Source organism: Pectobacterium sp. IFB5596 (genome assembly GCF_021432585.1).
Lineage (GTDB): Bacteria > Pseudomonadota > Gammaproteobacteria > Enterobacterales > Enterobacteriaceae > Pectobacterium > Pectobacterium punjabense.
The window spans coordinates 83,341-102,888 of sequence record NZ_LXFY01000004.1 but is presented as its reverse complement, the minus strand read 5'-3'; the positions used below and the strand labels follow the sequence as shown (position 1 = coordinate 102,888).

The 19,548-nt window shown below is 50.8% G+C and carries 18 protein-coding genes; 8 read left to right on the top strand and 10 right to left on the bottom strand.

What is annotated here, in order from left to right:
• The first annotated feature begins 50 nt into the window (after positions 1–50).
• Positions 51–1,556, top strand: coding sequence for an inorganic phosphate transporter PitA (pitA, locus tag A6301_RS06265; RefSeq protein ID WP_107169340.1), 1,506 nt, complete (start codon positions 51–53; stop codon positions 1,554–1,556).
• A 108-nt stretch (positions 1,557–1,664) separates the two neighbouring features.
• On the opposite strand, the gene uspB is transcribed toward pitA, so the two are convergent.
• Entirely contained in the window at positions 1,665–2,000 is a 336-nt protein-coding gene (uspB, locus tag A6301_RS06260) for a universal stress protein UspB (RefSeq protein ID WP_107169339.1), read from the bottom strand.
• A 559-nt stretch (positions 2,001–2,559) separates the two neighbouring features.
• On the opposite strand from uspB, the gene uspA reads away from it, so the two are divergent.
• The 3 genes from uspA to A6301_RS06245 all read left to right on the top strand — a co-directional run bounded on the left by uspA (position 2,560) and on the right by A6301_RS06245 (position 6,163).
• Positions 2,560–2,997: a universal stress protein UspA gene (uspA, locus tag A6301_RS06255; protein ID WP_005968210.1), complete on the top strand. Its 438-nt coding sequence runs from the start codon at positions 2,560–2,562 to the stop codon at positions 2,995–2,997.
• Between the two features lie 292 nt (positions 2,998–3,289).
• On the top strand, positions 3,290–4,633 hold the full coding sequence (gdhA, locus tag A6301_RS06250; protein WP_039474396.1) for an NADP-specific glutamate dehydrogenase: 1,344 nt from the start codon (positions 3,290–3,292) through the stop codon (positions 4,631–4,633).
• 216 nt (positions 4,634–4,849) lie between these two features.
• Positions 4,850–6,163: an FAD-binding oxidoreductase gene (locus tag A6301_RS06245; protein ID WP_205540570.1), complete on the top strand. Its 1,314-nt coding sequence runs from the start codon at positions 4,850–4,852 to the stop codon at positions 6,161–6,163.
• Positions 6,164–6,439: 276 nt separating this feature from the next.
• Here the strand turns inward: A6301_RS06245 and A6301_RS06240 are convergent, their stop codons facing one another.
• The 6 genes from A6301_RS06240 to A6301_RS06215 all read right to left on the bottom strand — a co-directional run bounded on the left by A6301_RS06240 (position 6,440) and on the right by A6301_RS06215 (position 12,649).
• Complete coding sequence (locus A6301_RS06240; RefSeq protein WP_234257356.1) at positions 6,440–8,335, bottom strand: bifunctional UDP-sugar hydrolase/5'-nucleotidase; 1,896 nt, start codon at positions 8,333–8,335, stop codon at positions 6,440–6,442.
• Between the two features lie 152 nt (positions 8,336–8,487).
• The gene (gene rsmJ / locus A6301_RS06235) at positions 8,488–9,234 is read right to left on the bottom strand and encodes a 16S rRNA (guanine(1516)-N(2))-methyltransferase RsmJ (RefSeq protein WP_215482555.1); all 747 of its coding nucleotides are present in this window, start codon (positions 9,232–9,234) and stop codon (positions 8,488–8,490) included.
• The gene (gene prlC, locus A6301_RS06230) at positions 9,231–11,273 is read right to left on the bottom strand and encodes an oligopeptidase A (protein WP_234257355.1); all 2,043 of its coding nucleotides are present in this window, start codon (positions 11,271–11,273) and stop codon (positions 9,231–9,233) included. The genes rsmJ and prlC overlap by 4 nt, the downstream gene beginning before the upstream one ends.
• Before the next feature lie 206 nt (positions 11,274–11,479).
• Positions 11,480–11,803: a barstar family protein gene (locus A6301_RS06225; RefSeq protein WP_234257375.1), complete on the bottom strand. Its 324-nt coding sequence runs from the start codon at positions 11,801–11,803 to the stop codon at positions 11,480–11,482.
• 29 nt (positions 11,804–11,832) lie between these two features.
• Positions 11,833–12,162, bottom strand: a complete 330-nt coding sequence (locus A6301_RS06220; protein ID WP_215482557.1) for a hypothetical protein — start codon at positions 12,160–12,162, stop codon at positions 11,833–11,835.
• A 193-nt stretch (positions 12,163–12,355) separates the two neighbouring features.
• Positions 12,356–12,649, bottom strand: a complete 294-nt coding sequence (locus A6301_RS06215; protein WP_107169331.1) for a DUF2623 domain-containing protein — start codon at positions 12,647–12,649, stop codon at positions 12,356–12,358.
• Between the two features lie 306 nt (positions 12,650–12,955).
• Between A6301_RS06215 and A6301_RS06210 the strand changes: the two genes are divergently transcribed.
• The 3 genes from A6301_RS06210 to A6301_RS06200 all read left to right on the top strand — a co-directional run bounded on the left by A6301_RS06210 (position 12,956) and on the right by A6301_RS06200 (position 16,142).
• Entirely contained in the window at positions 12,956–13,798 is an 843-nt protein-coding gene (locus A6301_RS06210; protein WP_107169330.1) for a 23S rRNA (adenine(2030)-N(6))-methyltransferase RlmJ, read from the top strand.
• A 128-nt stretch (positions 13,799–13,926) separates the two neighbouring features.
• Positions 13,927–15,279 carry a glutathione-disulfide reductase gene (gorA, locus tag A6301_RS06205; protein ID WP_234257354.1) on the top strand — a complete coding sequence of 451 codons (1,353 nt, stop codon included), beginning with the start codon at positions 13,927–13,929 and terminating at the stop codon, positions 15,277–15,279.
• Positions 15,280–15,752: 473 nt separating this feature from the next.
• Positions 15,753–16,142: a Mor transcription activator family protein gene (locus A6301_RS06200; RefSeq protein WP_107169328.1), complete on the top strand. Its 390-nt coding sequence runs from the start codon at positions 15,753–15,755 to the stop codon at positions 16,140–16,142.
• Positions 16,143–16,211: 69 nt separating this feature from the next.
• Here the strand turns inward: A6301_RS06200 and A6301_RS06195 are convergent, their stop codons facing one another.
• Both A6301_RS06195 and A6301_RS06190 read right to left on the bottom strand, forming a co-directional pair.
• Positions 16,212–16,571 (bottom strand): hypothetical protein, encoded by a 360-nt coding sequence (locus A6301_RS06195; RefSeq protein ID WP_107169327.1) that lies wholly within the window; start codon positions 16,569–16,571, stop codon positions 16,212–16,214.
• A 68-nt stretch (positions 16,572–16,639) separates the two neighbouring features.
• Positions 16,640–17,242 (bottom strand): RhiA, encoded by a 603-nt coding sequence (locus tag A6301_RS06190; RefSeq protein ID WP_107169326.1) that lies wholly within the window; start codon positions 17,240–17,242, stop codon positions 16,640–16,642.
• Positions 17,243–17,726: 484 nt separating this feature from the next.
• On the opposite strand from A6301_RS06190, the gene A6301_RS06185 reads away from it, so the two are divergent.
• Entirely contained in the window at positions 17,727–18,632 is a 906-nt protein-coding gene (locus tag A6301_RS06185; RefSeq protein ID WP_234257353.1) for a siderophore-interacting protein, read from the top strand.
• Between the two features lie 34 nt (positions 18,633–18,666).
• Here A6301_RS06185 and dsbG read toward each other — a convergent pair whose 3' ends face one another.
• Positions 18,667–19,422 (bottom strand): thiol:disulfide interchange protein DsbG, encoded by a 756-nt coding sequence (gene dsbG / locus A6301_RS06180; protein WP_234257352.1) that lies wholly within the window; start codon positions 19,420–19,422, stop codon positions 18,667–18,669.
• Positions 19,423–19,548: the final 126 nt, after the last annotated feature.

Sequence of the window (19,548 nt, the reverse complement as noted above, 5' to 3'; positions counted from 1 at the left end):
TTGTCGCCGATAATGCGCCGCGTTCATGACCACTAAATGGCCTAACGTTTATGCTACATTTATTTGCCGGACTGGATTACTACACCGGCCTGATGTTGATATTGGCTTTGTTGTTTGTATTGATGTACGAAGCCATTAACGGTTTTCACGATACTGCGAATGCCGTTGCCACCGTTATTTATACCCGAGCCATGCGTGCAGAGTTTGCCGTTGTTATGGCGGGTGTCTTTAATTTCTTCGGTGTACTGCTGGGCGGCCTGAGTGTGGCCTATGCGATTGTTCACCTTCTCCCCACGGATTTATTGCTGAATGTGAGTTCGGCGCATGGTCTGGCGATGGTCTTTTCCATGCTGCTGGCTGCCATTATCTGGAATCTGGGTACCTGGTATTTTGGTATTCCTGCCTCCAGCTCTCACACGTTGATTGGCTCCATCATCGGTATTGGTTTGACCAACGCACTGCTGACGGATACCTCCATCGTGGATGCGTTGAACGTGCCGAAAATGATCAGCATTTTCCTGTCACTGCTGCTATCGCCAATTGTGGGGATGGTAGTCGCAGGTCTGATGCTGCTGGTACTGCGTCGGTTCTGGAACAACAGTAAAAAACGCAAACGCGTGCATCTGACGCCCGTCGATCGCGAAAAGCAGGATGGCAAACGTAAGCCGCCATTCTGGACGCGTACCGCGCTGATTCTATCGGCGATTGGGGTGAGCTTCTCTCACGGTGCAAACGACGGTCAGAAAGGTATCGGCCTGATTATGCTGGTGCTGATTGGTGTTGCGCCTGCCGGGTTTATTGTCAACATGAACGCGTCTGGTTATGACATCAGCCGGACGCGTGATGCCGTTGTTAATTTACAGGAATACTACAAGCAGCACGGCGACGCGTTGACGCACGTCATCGACCTGTCTCCGCCAGTGATTCCTACGCCAGAAAGCACGATTCCCGGCAATGGTCAGAAAGAGTTCCACTGTGACAGTTCACGCGTAATGATTGCGATTGAGCGCACACAGGGCTTGCTGAATAACCTGAAAAGCTATGACCAACTGAACCCTGACGATCGAAGCAGAGTGCGTCGCTTGCTGATGTGCATCTCGGATACGATGGATCGGGTGATCAAACTACCAGAAACGTCGGGCGAAGATAAACGCTACCTGAGCAACCTGCGTAAAGACATGCTGCAGACGGTTGAGTATGCGCCTCTTTGGATTATCGTTGCTGTCGCACTGGCGCTGTCTCTGGGCACCATGGTGGGCTGGAAACGCGTTGCTGTCACCATCGGCGAGAAGATTGGCAAGAAAGGTATGACCTACGCACAGGGTGTTTCGGCACAGGTGACGGCGGCCTTGTCGATTGGCGTTGCCAGTTACACCGGTATGCCGGTTTCCACCACGCACGTATTATCCTCGGCGGTTGCTGGGACGATGATTGCTGATGGTGGGGGCGTACAGGGCAAAACGATAAGAAGCATTCTGCTGGCTTGGGTATTGACGCTGCCTGTCTCAATGCTGATGTCTGGTGCGCTGTACTGGTTGGCTCTGAAGCTGATTTGATTTTGGTAACGAGTTAATCATAAAAAAGGCGATTCTGTGGGGAATCGCCTTTTTACTTTTTATCGACGTTCATGCTGTTAATACCAATAATTGTATAAGTACAATGTGTTAATACCACATCATCATGGCAATCAGGCTGATGACGATGAGGCCACACAAGGCGGTCGTGAGCAGAAATTGCCCTCGTACCCGCTCACAGCGGCGAATAAACTCAGGGTCGTGATGATCAAGATAGCGCTGTGCGTAGATGTATCCTACCAGCCGGATTTGTTTGCTTGGCTGCCCGTGCGATGTGAAAAAACCTCCTCCATCAACGTATTGGTAAAGCAGTGGATCACAGTCACGCAAAATCAGCAGTAACACGCGTAATGAAGAGTAGTACCTCGCCATATTAATGATGCAGACGATACATAAAGCCCAGAAAAGCGCAAATGTACTAATCATGCTTCCCTCCCGGTCGTTCTATTCGTCAGATACGATGGCCACACATTCCCGTTGCCCACCTGTGGCCGATGACAAGCGTTACGATTACTTGCGACGCTTATCTACGATGTTTTTCTACGACGAGCGTCTTTCAACGACGAATAGTTATGCCACGCGCTTGCGCACGATTTTATTGTCATTGTGGATAGCCAACAGCGTCACGGCTAGCCCCATTCTTGTTTTCCATCCCAGAGCGCAGTGGATAGTCTTACTGCCCCCTACTTGTAGTGTAGAAGAAGAATGTTCGTTTGTGCCAGAGAGGCAGACGCAATCGGCATGAAGGATGATTTTCGACGAGATAATGCGTTTTCTGAAAGGAGAAGCTACGCGATTTAACTGTGAAAAGGAGCGGTTTCTACTACACTTATCAATAGAATTAACAGATTTGAAAACGGGTTGTGATCGACTGAACAGTCCGATAGCGCGGGCGAGTGCTATCCTATAATCCGCCGTTAAGTATCAGATTGGCAGGAGAAATAGCTGCTAACCCTTAATTAGTCTTTACGGAAGGAGTCTCATTATGGCTTACAAACACATCCTTATTGCGGTTGACCTTTCTCCAGAAAGCAAAGTGTTAGTGGAAAAAGCGGTATCAATGGCAAGACCGTACAATGCGAAAGTCTCGTTAATCCATGTTGATGTGAATTACTCCGATCTCTACACGGGGCTGATCGACGTCAATCTGGGTGACATGCAACAGCGTATCTCCGAAGAAACCCAGAATGCGTTGACCGAGCTGTCCCAAAATGCCGGCTACCCCATCAGTGAAACGCTGAGCGGCAGCGGTGATTTAGGGCAAGTGCTGGTGGATGCAATCAAGAAATACGACGCTGACCTTGTGCTGTGCGGGCACCATCAGGACTTCTGGAGCAAACTGATGTCTTCTGCACGTCAGCTGATTAATACCGTCCATGTTGATATGCTCATCGTGCCGTTGCGTGATGAAGAAGACGAATAAAAATTAGCTTTTTTTGCATTTTTTTTCAGTGACGAAAGGCACGGCTTCTTAGCTGTGCCTTTTGTTATATAACAAAAACTTATGTCTAATTTCCTTCTCAAAACCGCCCAAAAACCCTTCCTATCTCATTGGATTGTAACGTTTATCTGAAAAGAAAACGCTTGCTTAAATATCCATCGCCAGTGTTATAGTCCAGAGGACACAACCTCATTTTCACCGATCCCACAAGCTTCTGCGTGTCTAAAAATTAAAGAAGCAGACGGGAGCTTATTCGTTCAATCAGGAGCTGTTCATGGCACAAATCGTATCTCTGGCAAGTTTTCTTGATTCTGTTCAACAACGCGATCCGCATCAGCCTGAATTTCTACAGGCCGTTAATGAAGTCCTTTCCACGCTGTGGCCTTTTCTGGAGCAGAACCCTCACTATGCGGATTACAGCCTGCTGGAACGATTAGTGGAACCGGAACGTGTGATTCAGTTTCGCGTGGCGTGGACGGATGACAAAGGTCAGGTACAAGTAAACCGCGCCTGGCGTGTCCAGTTCAGCTCTGCGATCGGGCCGTACAAAGGTGGTATGCGCTTCCACCCGTCCGTTAACCTGTCGATTCTGAAATTCCTTGGATTCGAGCAGACGTTCAAGAATGCGCTGACGACGCTGCCAATGGGCGGTGGTAAAGGGGGTTCAGACTTTAATCCGAAAGGGAAAAGTCAGGGTGAAGTCATGCGTTTCTGTCAGGCACTGATGACGGAACTGTATCGTCATCTGGGCGCGGATACGGACGTTCCGGCGGGTGACATCGGCGTGGGTGGCCGCGAAGTTGGCTTCATGACCGGCATGATGAAGAAACTGACCAACAACACCGCGTGTGTCTTCACCGGCAAAGGGTTGTCGTTCGGCGGTAGTTTGATTCGTCCTGAAGCGACGGGCTACGGTCTGATTTACTTCACGGAAGCAATGTTGAAGCGCCATGGTTTGGGCTTTGAAGGTATGCGAGTTGCGGTGTCCGGTTCCGGTAATGTGGCGCAGTACGCGATTGAAAAAGCGATGGAACTGGGTGCACGCGTGGTCACGGCATCAGATTCCAACGGTACCGTGGTGGATGAAAACGGGTTTACCCCAGAGAAACTGGCGCTGCTGGAAGAGATTAAGAACAAACGCTATGGCCGCGTGGAAGATTACGCACGTGAAGCGAAGCTGACCTATCTGGCAGGCAAGACGCCGTGGGAAGTGCCGGTAGACATCGCGCTGCCTTGTGCGACGCAGAATGAGTTAGATCTGCCAGCGGCGCAGACGCTGATTGCTAACGGTGTGAAAGCCGTGGCGGAAGGCGCCAATATGCCAACCACCATCCCAGCGACTGATGCGTTTCTGGATGCGGGCGTGCTGTTTGCACCGGGCAAAGCAGCAAACGCAGGCGGTGTGGCAACATCCGGGCTGGAAATGGCGCAGAACGCGGCACGTTTAGGCTGGAAAGCCGAGAAGGTAGACGCGCGTCTGCACCACATCATGTTAGATATTCACAATGCATGCGTGCAGTACGGTGGTGAAGATAGCCAGACGAACTACGTACGCGGAGCCAACGTGGCGGGCTTTGTAAAAGTAGCCGACGCGATGCTGGCACAGGGCGTTGTTTAACGGATGATGGTTCAACGGTAATGGTGTAACGCATAATGTAGTCAAAGCGCCTGTATTCGCAGGTGCTTTGACTTTTCACTTATTTATCTATGTTTTAGCGACATTTCTTGCTGGACACCGCTTCCTGCCTTTCTTTATCTTAATCCGTATTGCGTATCGTCGGTATTGTGTTTCTGCCTTCCGGTACAACCTGTCCTCTTCAAGGCTTACACCATTGTGAAAATCAAACATCTTCCTTTCGATCAGAATCGTAATGGTTGGTCGGCAGATCTCGCCGATAAACCTATTTACCCGCAGCAGCGGGGGAAAACAACGGCGGACTGGCTGGTGATCGGCGCAGGCTATGCGGGGATTGCTTTTGCACACCGTTTGGCTGAACAACGCCCGGATAAACACATTATCCTGCTGGATGCGGGCGAGATTGGCGACAATGCCTCTGGGCGTAACTCCGGTTTCGTTATCGATTTGCCGCACAATATCGGCAGTTCGACGGCTGAACTGGAAAAAGCAGCGGCTTATCGCCGTCTGTTGCAGTCCGGCGTCGCGCATCTGAAAGAGAAGGTGGATCGCCACGCTATCGCGTGTGACTGGAGTGTGGCAGGGAAATATCACTGTGCTGTCAGTTCGACGTTTAATGGTCTGATCGATACCTATGTCCGTGAATTGGACGACCTTGGCGAATCTTATCAGGTAGTCGAAAAAGATGAACTTTCCCGCCGCCTCGGCACGTCTTTCTACCATCGTGCTGTGTATACCCCCAATTGTATTCTGTTAAACCCAGCGGCACTGGTGATCGGGCTGGTGGCTAATCTGCCTAAGAACGTGACGGTTTACGCCCATTCACCCGCGCTGAATATCGAAACTGGATCGCGCATTCGCGTGGAAACGCCCTATGGCGAGATTCAGGCAGAGAAGCTGATGATGGCGATTAACGGCGCGGCGCGCGGCCTGCCGCTGTTTAAGGGGCGGGTTTTTGCCGTGGCGACCTTTGCGACACTGACAGAGCCGCTGAATGCGGAACAGATAGCGCGGATTGGTGACATGCCGGATTGGGGATTGACGCCGGTTAATGCGTTGGCCAGTGCGACGCTGCGCTATACGCGCGATCGCCGTTTCCTGATTCGAGAACATGTGAAATTTACGCCGGAACTCGTCAACAGCGCGGTAGAAACCGGACGCCACGCACGTCGTCATGGTGCTATTTTTGCCCGCATGTTCCCGCAGTTGAGTGATGTGAAGATGGCACATACCTGGTCAGGGCTGATTAGCGTCACGCGCAACGGTGCGCCAATTTGGGGACAGTTAAGCGATAATGTTTACGCGTCCGCAGGCTGTAACGGGGCGGGGCTATCGAAGCAAACTGCTGCCGGGCATATTTTGGCGGATCTGGCGTTAGGTGAAGACAATCCGTTGATTGGTGATATGCAATCGCTCGGTCAGGCAAACTACCTGCCGCCACGCCCTTTTCTGGATGTTGGCGTGAATGGCTACCTGACGAGCGAACGTTGGAAAGCCCGCAGCGAGCGATAATAAGGCCTACCGACGGCAGGCCTTGAAGACCGTTAGAAAACCTCTTCGTAGAATGATAATGGAATAGAAGAGTAAAGCGTCCGCGCCATGGACAAAAACGTTAGGAACGTTTTTGAACGTCGCTTGCGACGGCCCTGAAAGGGGGAATCTCAGGGATGAGATTCCTATCTGCGCGGCTCGAGCTTACGGGGACGTACTTGCAGCGTCTTTACGATCTATCCATTATCATCGCGCGATGCACTTTGTTAGGAATCTTGGGTTTCCGTAAGGCGTCGGTTAGTTAATCGCTGCGATAATCGTCAGTTGATCGTTCAGCCGCTGTTTGGTCAACGCATTGGTGGTGCTGTCGCGCTGTTGCGTCAATTCCGCCACGCGTTTTTCTCTTTGTGCGGCATCTGGCAGCAGCAACGACTTCACGTTGATAGATTGCACATTGCTGTAGCGGCTATCGTCTGAGGTTGGTACGCTGATTTTTCCGCCGTTGAGCAGTGATTCGACAATTTTGCGTTCGCGCTCATAGCCCTGCAATCCTGCCAACTTCCAGCGCTGCGGCACTGTACCCTCGTATTGGCCTTTTTTCACCTCGGTCAGATAGCGGATGGTCAGGTTACGAATCGTGCCGGCCTCTTCGCCATATTCTACTTTGGTATCCGATAGCACTGGGAACTGCATGCCTTCCAGCACGCCGCCTTTCTGCGTCAGGTGGCCCATGCGGTAACTGTTCATACCCAGACGAATCGGCATGTCGTCGGTAACTGGCATGCCGTTATTCATTTTCAGGTCGGTGATGCGCTGCCCAGCGGGTTTCGTCAGGTCGATGGTGTACGTCACGCCGTCGAAGAAATCATTGGTGGAATACTTGGACGCGCGGCGCTGTGGATTGAAACTGTAAGTCACATCGCCGTCCTGCAACTGGTTGAAGTAACCCGCTGACCATTCCATGTATTTCTTCAGTTCTTTTCCGGTTAGCTGATAAACCGTGATTTCACCGCCAGCATATTGATAGTTAAAGGCGATGTCCTTTGCGGCGATGGTGCCGACGTTCAGTTTGGGACGATCGTTATCAATTTGCAGTGCGATGACCTGCGCTTTAGGGGCGTAATGGCGGCTGGCTTCCTGGAACAGGGCGCTGATGCCCGTGTCCTGCACGTGTACCTGAGGAATGCCTTTCACGGTATCTTGCGGCACCAGATCGTGCCCAAGAAGTTGTGCAATCGGGCGATTAGCGTTGGCACGCAGCGTATTGTGGTAAGGCTCGTAGATGTCTTCCATCTTACGGTCAGAATCTACGTCCTTGATCGAATAGGTATAGCTGTCTTTGTTGATCAGCACGTACTTGCCGTTTTGCTGCTCAAACTGCAAATCGATGCGCGACAGCGCACGGCCATATCTGTCCGGTTCGGTGACGATCACGCCATTAATCACCTCTTTGTCCACTTTTACGTGCATATGGCCTGCGACGATGGCGGCTAATTCAGGATTCGCGCGGGCAATATCACCGACGCCAGTGCCCGGTCGCTGGTTTTCGTTATCGATTCCCATATGGGCGACCAGCACGATGGCATCTACGTTGCCGTGGATTTGCTGGATAACGGTTTTGACCGCCCCGACGGGATCGGTAAAGTTCAGCCCTTTCACGCGGTCAGTGCCTTTGGCGAATTCCGCGGTCATCGGCGTATCCATACCGATAATGCCAATCTTCACGCCTTGCCGTTCGACAATTTTATAAGCGGGTAGGTAAGGTTTACCGCTTTCCCAAAAAATGTTGCCTGCCAGCGCGGTGCCTTTGAACTGGTCAAGCGAGGTGGAAAGCACGTTCAGGCCGAAATCGAACTCGTGGTTGCCCGGCACCCAGACGTCATAATTCAGGGCATTAAAACCGAGGATCATCGGGCTGGTTTTGTCATTTTTGAAGGTTTCGACAAAGTTACCCTGAATGGTATCGCCCGCATCAACCAGAATGACATTCGGTTGCTGTGCGCGAACTTTATGCACCTGCGTGGCGATCTGGCTCAGGCTGCCAGCCATGTTGGCGGTGTCGGTGGCGTAATCCCAGGGAACAAAGGTGCCATGCAGATCGGATGTCCCCAGAATTGTAATATTGACGGGCTCTTGAGCGGCCATAGCAGAAGTACTCAAACAAAGCAGAAGTGACAGAAGCGTTTTTTTCATTATGTCATCTTAGTGTCATAAAAGGTGATAACGCGGAATTATGCGATTTGCTTCTCATTAGTGCCACAGACTTTGCAAAAGCAGCGTAGGAAATGCGAAGCAGGCTAAGTTTTTAGTCGCCGATACGCGTAGCGTCACGGCGATGAGATTTTTCAGGCGGGAAGATAGAAATCGAAGCGGTGACTTTTGGTTTCCAGCATAGACTGTGCCGGTACGCCAGCCAGCGGCGGCGCATAGTCTGGTCGCTTCACCACGACGCGTTTTTTCGCCAGCGCGCGGGCGGGTTCCAGCAGCGCATCGGCATCGTCATCCGCACCCACCAGCGACTGAAACACGCGCATCTCTTTCTTCACTAGCGCGCTCTTTTGTTTGTGCGGGAACATCGGATCGAGATAAACCACATCCGGCGGCGGTGTGATATCGCGTAGCGCGGTCATACTCGATGCGTGCAGCAGCGTCAGTCGCGCTTGTAGCCATGGGCCAATTTCTGCGTCTCTATAGCCACGCTGCAACCCGTCGTCCAGCAGTGCCGCAACCACCGGATTGCGCTCAACCATGCGTACTCGACAACCTAATGCCGCCAGCACGAAGGCATCGCGCCCCAGCCCGGCCGTCGCATCCACGACATCCGGCAGGTAATCTTTTTTGATACCGACGGCTTTAGCGACGGCCTCACCGCGTCCGCCGCCAAAGCGGCGACGGTGTGCCATCGCCCCACCAACGAAATCCACGAAAATAGCGCCAAGCTTCGGTTCGTCCTGCTTACGCAGCTCCAGGCGTTCTGCGGTTAGCACCAGCGCCATCACCGCATCGGGATCGGAAACCAGTCCCCAGCGTGTGGCCAGAGAAGATAAGGCGCCACTATCGGCGCCTTCTTCTGCGATTAAGCAGATGCTCATCCTTTGATGCCGTAATGCGCGAGCATGGCATCCAACTGCGGTTCACGGCCACGGAAGCGTTTGAACAGCTCCATTGGCTCTTCGGAACCGCCGCGGGTCAGGATGTTATCCAGGAATGACTGACCGGTTTCTCGGTTGAAGATGCCTTCTTGCTCGAAGCGGGAATAGGCATCGGCTGCTAGCACGTCGGCCCACAGATAGCTGTAATAGCCTGCGGCATAGCCGCCCGCGAAAATGTGGCTGAACGCGTGCGGGAAGCGGCCCCAGCTTGGGCTCGGCACCACGGCCACCTGCGCTTTGATTTCGGCCAGCGTCGGCAGAATCTGTGCGCCTTTCGCAGGATCAAACTCGGCATGCAGGCGGAAATCGAACAGACCGAACTCCAACTGACGCAGAATGAACAGCGCGGCCTGATAGTTTTTCGCCGCCAGCATTTTATCCAGCAGTTCCTGCGGTAGCGGTTCACCGGTTTCGTGGTGGCCGGAGATAAAGGCCAACGCTTCCGGCTCCCAGCACCAGTTTTCCATGAACTGGCTCGGCAGTTCGACCGCATCCCATGGTACGCCGTTGATGCCAGCGACACCGGCGGTATCGATCTGGGTCAGCATGTGGTGCAGGCCGTGGCCGAATTCGTGGAACAGGGTAGTGACTTCATCGTGGGTGAACAGCGCAGGTTTGCCGTTGACCGGGCGGTTGAAGTTACAGACCAGATAGGCGACCGGTTTTTGCAGCTCGCCGTTGCCTTTGCGTAGTTTACCCGCGCAGTCGTCCATCCAGGCTCCGCCGCGTTTGTGTTCACGGGCGTATAAATCGAGATAAAAACTGCCGCGTAGTTCACCGCTTTCATCGAACAGATCGAAAAAGCGAACATCCGGGTGCCACACATCGACGTCTTTACGCTCTTTCGCTGTAATGCCGTAGATACGTTTAACCACTTCAAACAGGCCGTTTACCGCGCGGTTTTCCGGGAAGTATGGGCGAAGCTGCTCATCACTGATGGAATACAGATGCTGCTTCTGCTGCTCGCTATAGTAGGTAATATCCCAGGCCTGCAACTCATCTACGCCGTAGTGTTCTTTGGCAAAGGCGCGCAACTGAGCGAGTTCTTCTTCCGCCTGTGGACGGGCGCGCTTCGCCAGATCGGTCAGGAAATCGAGTACCTGCTGCGGGTTTTCCGCCATTTTGGTCGCTAGCGATTTGTGCGCGTAGCTATCGAAGCCCAGCAGTTGTGCCAGTTCGTGACGCAGTGCCAGCGCTTCCGCCATAATTTCGCTGTTGTCCCATTTGCCAGCGTTTGGCCCCTGATCGGAAGCTCGCGTGCCAAAGGCGCAGTACATCTCTTCACGTAGTGCCTGATTGGTGCAGTAGGTCATCACGGGTAGATAGCTCGGGATATCCAGCGTCAGCAGCCAGCCCTCTTGCTCCTTGGCTTCTGCCTGCGCTTTAGCTGCCGCCAGTGCGCTTTCCGGCATGCCATCCAGCTCAGTGACGTCGGTAATCAGTTTGCTCCAGCCCATCGTGGCATCCAGTACGTTGTTGCTGTACTGCGAGCCGAGCTCAGACAGACGAGCGGAAATTTCGCCGTAGCGTTTCTGTTTTTCCGGCGACAGGCCAATACCGGACAGTTCAAAATCACGCAGCGCGTTATCAACGGATTTCTTCTGCGCCACGCTCAGCGTGGTGTAGTGTTCGCCGTCACGCAGGCTGCGATAGGCCTGATACAGCCCGGCATGTTGACCAACCCAGGTGCTGTGCTCGGATAACAGCGGTAGACATTGTTCATACGCACCGCGCAGCTCTGGGCTGTTTTTTACCGCATTCAGATGGCTAATGGGGGAAAAGATGCGGCTAAGACGATCGTCGCTGTCTGCCAGCGTCTGACACAGATTATCCCACGTAAACGGCCCCGCTTGAGCGACCACCCGCTCTACCGTCTTACGGCATTCATCCAGCGCATCTTTCACTGCTGGGACAATATCTTCTGTTTTAATGCTGGAGAACGGGGGCAGGGTAAATGAGGTCAGTAATGGATTCGTCATGGTGCCGTCCTGATAAGTGTGGGTGATCTCGTTGCCGATAAATGGAGTCTGTTGAAGAGAGACCGGCAAAGCGCATATCTATTGCGGATTAATTACTAAGATGAGGTCAAGTGCCGCGAAAATCAATGGTGGCTTACGCACTCATAACAAAAGGAAATCTCAGTGGTTAATGCGTCGCCCCAGAAGATATCAGCAAGCAGTTTAGCCTAGGCATTAAACGCTAAGATCAGTATCGGTGGCTCGCCAATTTCCAGCCTGCGCCAGTTAACAAAGGCGGTACATTCAATCAATTCCTGATATTGCTTAGGACTTTTTGCTTTAAAAACCGCGGCCTGTTCAACGTTAATGCACACCAACTCACCCGGCTCAACCTGAACCTGGCTGAATTCTTCATCAAGGTTGGTCATGCAATCAATCCAGGCATCCATGTTGTGTCCAAAAAATGCCGGAAAACCAAAGGCATCGGAAAATACCTGATAAAAAGAAGGCCAGTCTGTTATTTGACAGCCGTCGATACTGATATGCGTCATCGTCACGATCTGTTCCTATTTATGCTTTGCTATGAAAAAGAACGGGAGTTGTTGAGCGTGAAAGCATGGCTCTCCTCGATATAGCGCGGTGAGGGCGTAAGGTACTCCGGTTTATTCAGCCAGTATTGTTCACCGAACATATCCAGCATGGCCCAGTGCCAGGCGTCATCATGCAGGATTAGGCCGCGGTTCGGCGTACCCAGAGGTTGATAATCATAAAGGTCAGCGGCTTTTGCGGTGGCTGCGTCAGCGGGGATGGCGGCATACGTGATTAAGCACCAGCGAAACAGGTGGCGTTCATGCCGCAGTTGCGCCAGATAGTCCTCTTCATCACATAAACGTGGTTCATTGTTCATCATTCAACGGGCCATATCGCTTTTTATCGTAACCATATTCAGAAATGGCCTGAAGGTCTACTATCTCTGGTTGAGACTAGATTATCAACCTATTGAATGCGTGGCACTGCGGGGGAAATGGTGAGCGAAATGTTACTCACCATCACCATCCCGATTAGCTTCGATTTGCGCGAAGCACGCCGCTAGCTGGCATCATCTAGCGCGGTGTGTGCGCATCATAGCCAGCATAAAAAAACCGAATGGCGTAGGGATTGCCTTGTTCGGTAAAGAACTCTGCGACTCTCTCCCGTTCTAGTCCGTAGCGGCGCGATAACAACCCTGCCTCGAAGGCAGCCTGCTGGCGGTCGCCTTTGGTTTCCGCCAGATTGTGAGCATAACCACAGATATAGCCGCGTCGATAATCGTAGCAGTATGGGTTAATGTCGTTGCTGGATTTTGGATTGGCCGATCTCAGCCCCGCGAGGACGCCTCGCTCAAAATGGTTTCCCATGATAATGCTCCGTGAATGATCGTTATATATTTTATGATATAACGCTTATTTATCACTCACCAGATCTGTTGGAAAATATTCCTGAATCCCCTGGCGTATGCACGTACTTCTTCCGCTTGAATATCGATAGCATCTAATCGAACGGAAAATGGGGATGTTTCACAATTTACTGATTTAAGACGACAAAAATTGCTGGTTTGCGGGGGTGTTCGCGACATGAAGCGTTTGACGGGATATTTTTCGCCTCAGACGGTTATACTGTCGGTTAATCGACGTTATTTATAAAAACTTCACCGGAAAGCAAGCATGCTAAGTTACCGCCACAGTTTCCATGCCGGCAATCACGCCGACGTGCTGAAACACACTGTTCAGAGCCTAATCATCACCGCCCTGAAAGAGAAAGAAAAACCTTTCCTGTATCTGGATACCCATGCGGGTGCTGGCCGCTACCAGCTCAGCGGTGAACACGCTGAGCGCACAGGTGAATATCTGGATGGTATTGCGAAAATCTGGCAGCGTGACGATATTCCGGCTGAACTCGAACCTTACATGCAGGCGGTGCGCACCTATAACCACAACGGGCAGTTGCGCTATTACCCTGGTTCCCCGCTGATAGCGCGTCAGTTGCTGCGTGAGCAGGACAAACTTCATTTGACCGAGCTGCACCCTAGCGATTTCCCGCTGCTGCGTAATGAATTCCAGAAAGATGCACGAACCAAAGTGTCGCGTGATGATGGCTATCAGCAGTTGAAATCACAGCTGCCGCCGCTTTCTCGTCGTGGGTTTGTGCTGATCGATCCACCTTATGAACTGAAGACGGACTATCAGGCCGTGGTCAAAGGCATTAAGGAAGGACATAAACGCTTTGGCACGGGCGTATTTGCACTGTGGTATCCGGTTGTGTTGCGTCAGCATATCAAACGCATGCTGAAAGAGCTGGAAGCCACGGGCATACGCAACATTCTGCAAATTGAGTTAGCAGTGCTGCCCGACAGCGATCGCTATGGCATGACGGCGTCCGGCATGATTGTGATTAATCCGCCGTGGAAGCTGGCGGCGCAGATGAAAAGCGTGCTGCCGTGGCTGCATAACGTGCTGGTACCGGAAGGCACCGGACATACTCTTGTAGAGCAAATCGTACCGGAATAATGCGTGCGATTACTGTGGGCGATGCGGTCGGTTTTTCCTATTGCAACCATAGGCATAACCTTTATTGGACATGTGGCTCTGGCGTTACACTCTAGGCAAATTTTATTCACTTAAGCATGGATACACTGATGACCAAACACTATGACTATCTTGCTATTGGCGGCGGCAGCGGCGGTATCGCGTCTATCAACCGTGCGGCGATGTATGGACAAAAATGTGCGTTGATCGAAGCAAAATACCTGGGCGGCACCTGCGTCAACGTCGGCTGTGTGCCGAAGAAAGTGATGTGGCATGCGGCGCAGATTGCCGAAGCGATCCATCAGTACGGCCCAGATTACGGATTCGATACCACGGTGAACCAGTTTAACTGGGGTACGTTGGTCAAGAATCGTAGTGCCTACATCGATCGTATCCACCAGTCGTACGATAACGTGTTGGGTAAGAATAAGGTCGATGTCATCCACGGTTTCGCTCGTTTTGTCGATGCGCACACGGTGGAGGTGAACGGCGAGAAAATCACGGCTGACCATATCCTGATTGCGACGGGCGGTCGCCCGGTTCACCCTGATATTCCCGGTGCGGAGTACGGTATCGATTCTGATGGCTTCTTTGAACTGAATGCACTGCCGAAGCGCACCGCTATTGTCGGTGCAGGCTATATCGCCGTGGAGATTGCTGGCGTGCTGAATGGATTGGGTTCTGAAACCCATCTGTTTGTGCGTAAACATGCACCACTGCGCAGTTTTGATCCGCTGATTGTCGATACGCTGGTGGAAGTGATGAACACCGAAGGACCGACGCTGCATACCGAGTCGATCCCGAAAGCGATTGTGAAAAATGCTGATGGCAGCCTGACGCTGGAGCTGGAAAATGGTCAGTCACAAACCGTCGATTGCCTGATTTGGGCGATTGGTCGTGAACCGGCGACGGATAACCTGAACCTGAGCGTCACCGGTGTGGCGCTGAACGACAAAGGCTACATCAATGTCGATAAATTCCAGAACACTAACGTTTCTGGCATTTACGCTGTTGGCGATAATACCGGTGCCGTCGAGCTAACGCCGGTTGCTGTTGCGGCGGGGCGTCGTTTGTCCGAGCGTCTGTTTAACAATAAACCGGACGAGCATCTGGATTACAGCAATATCCCGACCGTCGTCTTCAGTCACCCACCGATTGGTACCGTCGGGCTGACCGAACCGCAGGCGCGCGAGCAATACGGCGACGAGCAGGTGAAAGTGTATAAGTCCGCCTTCACCGCAATGTACACTGCCGTTACGCAGCACCGCCAGCCGTGCCGCATGAAGCTGGTTTGCGTGGGCAAAGAAGAAAAAATCGTCGGTATCCACGGTATCGGCTTTGGTATGGATGAAATGCTGCAAGGCTTCGCGGTTGCCGTCAAAATGGGTGCAACCAAGAAAGATTTTGACAACACCGTTGCCATCCACCCAACGGCATCGGAAGAGTTTGTGACGATGCGGTAATGGTGTAGGGAAGCGGGCTTAACTGCTTTTCGGGAAGACGAAAACATGCTGGCTGAATAGTGAACTATTTGGCCGGCATTTTTTATGAGGGTAATGACCTGGCCTAACTGATTTTTTCAAATGGTCGTGCTCCGTTGGCGTAGTGAGCCGATCCAATCCTCGATTTTTCGCCAATAAATAGAGAGTGAATCGTTTTGAAAGTAGTTGGATAGATGACAAATAAATGTATAAATAATCATTTATTGAATAATTTAATTCAGTGCTAATTAAAGTGTCTATCTTACAATGCCTATTGTATTCTTTTTCCTCTACGAAAATATGATGCCTTATCCTTTCCCCTACTAATGGAGTCTATGGATAGGTTGCTTGTCTTAAATCTGAAAATAATCTATAGCATGAATTGTTTCCCTATCGTTTGAGCGTTGTAAATGTGATGTCATCGAAATTACAGGAACAACACAAGGAATGGTTCTATGAGCTATAAAGAAAGTGCGGCACATAATGATTTTTTCTATGGGCTTGATATAAATAAATTACCTGATCAATTTCAGGAGTTAATTAATATCATGGGGTTGGAGGATGCCTATATTTTTTCAAAATTATTTGGTGGGCAATGTAAATATATTCCTAAATCACCGAAGTGTTTTTGCTCAGATATCAATGGGGATTCTGTAGCACGATTATGCCAGGAATTTGGTGGTTTAAGTATCGATGTTCCCCACGCTAAAAATATTGACAGGCAGTTACGTAATCGTGAAATAATCAATTTATTAGATAGGGGGAAGTCGCGTACGGAAGTTGCTAAAATATATAACCTCGGAGTAAGGCAAGTGGCTAATATTAAGAAGACTGTGTATAAATAAAGATTATGAATAGCATTGATAAATAAAAAGCATCCAAGATAACGTGGATGCTTTTTATTTGTTTGTTTTTTAAAGTGAAATGGTTTTACCGAGTTTGAAATCTCCAGATTTTTGTCCAAAGTCGGTTAATCGGTAGGTTGTTGGCGTTATATGTTCTCCCATTGCGATCAGGTAATCATGTGTTTCGGTATGGTAGAAAAAGATACTCACGCTTTTTTGACTATTACCAGAAGAAGCATGTAGCACGGTGTGGCCATCATAGGTGTAGCTGCCTGTCGCTTTTCCTCTTCCAGATGTAACATCATTCATTGCTTGTTTCATGTTGGCATGGCGATTTTTCTCAAGGTAGCCTGCTAATTCATTTTCTGCCTGCATTTGGTTGAAAGGACCGCTTTGTACACCTTGATCAATGATATAAATATCAGACATATTATTTCTCCAAAAGAAAATACAGGGGATGAGGAAGGCAGGAACCCTCCTGCCTTCCGATTGCTGGATCAGGAAACCGTCCAGGTATTGTTTTGTTGCAGTGTAGCGACAACGCTGTAAATGTTTGGTTCGAACACTAATTCAACGGCATCGCTGATTTGCTCAATATCCAGAATTTCACCTTCTTCATAGTTACCGAATACAATCCAGTAAGAAGGGTGTGGGATAAACTCAATATGTAAATTTGGCTGTGCCGCCTGTACGAAAGTTCCTGCATTGCTCATTCCGATGCCGACAGCAGCCTGCTTAAGTGGAACGTTGCCGCTTTCATCAATATAGAGTGAACCCGCTTGGCCAGTGAATGATGTCGGGCCAAAGAGATACCCTCCATTGTAGTCCAATGTGATGGTATTTGCTGACTGAAGGTCGGCAGGAATTTCTTCCCCCCCTTCAAAAATGACACCAGGTTTAACTTCCCCGGTATCTGACCAGACGAAAGAGTAATCAATGTTCCAGCGGAAGGTTTCATGCACGTTCGGATTCACGAACTTGCTAAACCATGCCAGTGAGAAAATATTCCGTGCCTTCTGGTCCGGTGCTTTTTGAAAGATTGCTACATTGCCTGAATTACTTGATTTGTTGATAAACTCAACGCTGTATTGATTAGACATAGTGTATTCCTCTTTATTAGGAACCCAATATTAGGTTCAAGCACTATTATCCATAGGCCTATATTAAAAATAATAGGGAAGTAAGTCCTGTTAATTATTATTATGGTTTTTAGAGTCTGTAAGTAATTATTTATTGATATAGTTAGATGGCTCAGTAATTCCAGTGGGAGAAAATTAACAATTTTATAGCACAGATATTTATTGTGAATAATTTAGCCTAATGTTAATTCTTTCGCCTTCTTGGGCACAGTGCATCGTAGAGTCAAAAAAAGAATTTATAGGGTGATGTCAGATTGGCACGACAGGGAGCAACACTTTGCCTGTCTTGGGTTTCCTATTTTTCTATAATGTGTATGTGTTGCAGTATTTTGGGATGGCAGAGTGATAATGATTATCGTTAGTGTTTTGTTTGTGATAAGTTGCGACGAGTGGGTTTTATCCTGCTGCTGACTTTTCCCTTACAAAACATACCGGCTTCCTCACTATGTCTTTAGCTACCCGTACAACGTCTTCCGCCTATCGGCTGTTCAACTTACGCTTAGAGAGCAAGACGCTGCTCTCGCCCTCGCTTGTTCGCTGTGTGTTTACCGGCCCTGAAGTGCGCCAGATGAAACTGGACGCGCCGGATCAGCGCATCAAACTGCTGCTCGCTAGTGAAAGCGGGGAACTGACGCCGATGGCCGTGAGCGACACGTGGTATCAGGATTATCTGGCACTGCCGCGTGAGCGTCGCCCTATTTTACGCACCTATACGCTGCGGTCTGTCTCCCATGAATCACAGCAAGCGGCGATCGATTTTGTGCTGCACGGCGATACCGGGCCAGCTTCAAGCTGGGCGAATCACGCTAAGCCGGGCGATGCGCTACAGATCGTCGCGCCCAACGCGGAGGCCGATGGCGACAGCGGCGGTTATGAATGGGCACCGCACGATGGCGTTGAGCAGGTGCTGCTGATTGCAGATGAAACGGCGCTGCCAGCGGCAATGGGAATTCTTGAGCAATTGGCTACTCAGCCTTCTCCGCCGTTGGTGCAGGCTTTTTTTGAAGTGCCGAAAGCGGCCGACTGCGTGACGTCGGGCAATTTCCCGTTTGCACAGATTCACTGGTTACCGCGTGAGGAAACCGATAGCACAGTATGGGGTGAACGCCTACTGGCTGCGGTGCAACAGGACGTGAAAATTCCCGCCAGCGCCTGTACCAACCGCGATGAAATCGCACAAGAGACGCCGGAAGACGAGCTACTGTGGGAGCGGGCAACGGCGCACCGTCCCTTTTACGCATGGGCTGCGGGAGAGTCTTCTGCCATCAAACGGCTGCGCCGCTATCTGCTCGACGAGCGCCACCTCGATAAAGAAACGATCAACTTTATGGCTTACTGGTCGCATCGCTAAGAGAAAACCTCAGGAGGGATATTCTCTCCTGAGGTTATTTCCCCATCATCTCCGCCATCTGCTGTTCATTTGGCAGCCCAACCACCTGCTGTAGTTCATTCTTATCATTCAGGTAATAGATGGCCGGTGTGACGTTTGCGCCTAATTCATCCATTAACCGCTGATTATGCTGAATGTTATTCCAGATGTCGCGTGAAGAGCTTTCGGGGAACGGGGGCACCGTTTTGCCATTCGATAGCTCATATTCATGCCAGGCTTTGGCCGGATCGCTGGCGGCAAGAATCGCCGCGGCATAACGTCCACTCTCCGGTTTTATCACACCGACCAACAGCGTTTGCAGTTGCACTTTTCCTGCTTTTACCCACGGCTGTGCCTGCTGCCAGAACTGTTTGCAGTACGGACAGAACGGGTCGGCGAAGACGATAATTTTACGTGGCGCATCCTGCGAACCCTCAGTGATAAATGATGCTTGCTGCAATTTCTGCCACATCTCTCGACCGGCAGGAGCATACACTTCCTGCTGAATCAGCGCTTCGCTGAGGTTGTTGCCGTGTTCATCATACATATAGCCCGAAATGGCATGTTTACCGTCAGGAGTTAAGTAGATGGTCACTCCCACTCCCTGATAGCTGCCCAGCCAGCCTTGTATGCCGCCGGGTGCAGTGAACGGCTTAATGATCGTAATTCCCTGTTTTTGGATGCTCTTCACCGCGTCCGGCAGGGCATCTTGCGCCAATGAAGACGCGGAAAACATCAATAAGGAGAGCGTGAGGAAGACGCGTTTTATCATGGTGTTGCACCTGTATCGTAAATCATGGTCTGCTGGATAGCGTAGCGTAAGGCCATCTATCGGGAGAGTGTATTTACACTTTCTGAATCAGAGACAGATTTTGTCTGGTTGAAGAGATGGGTTGGG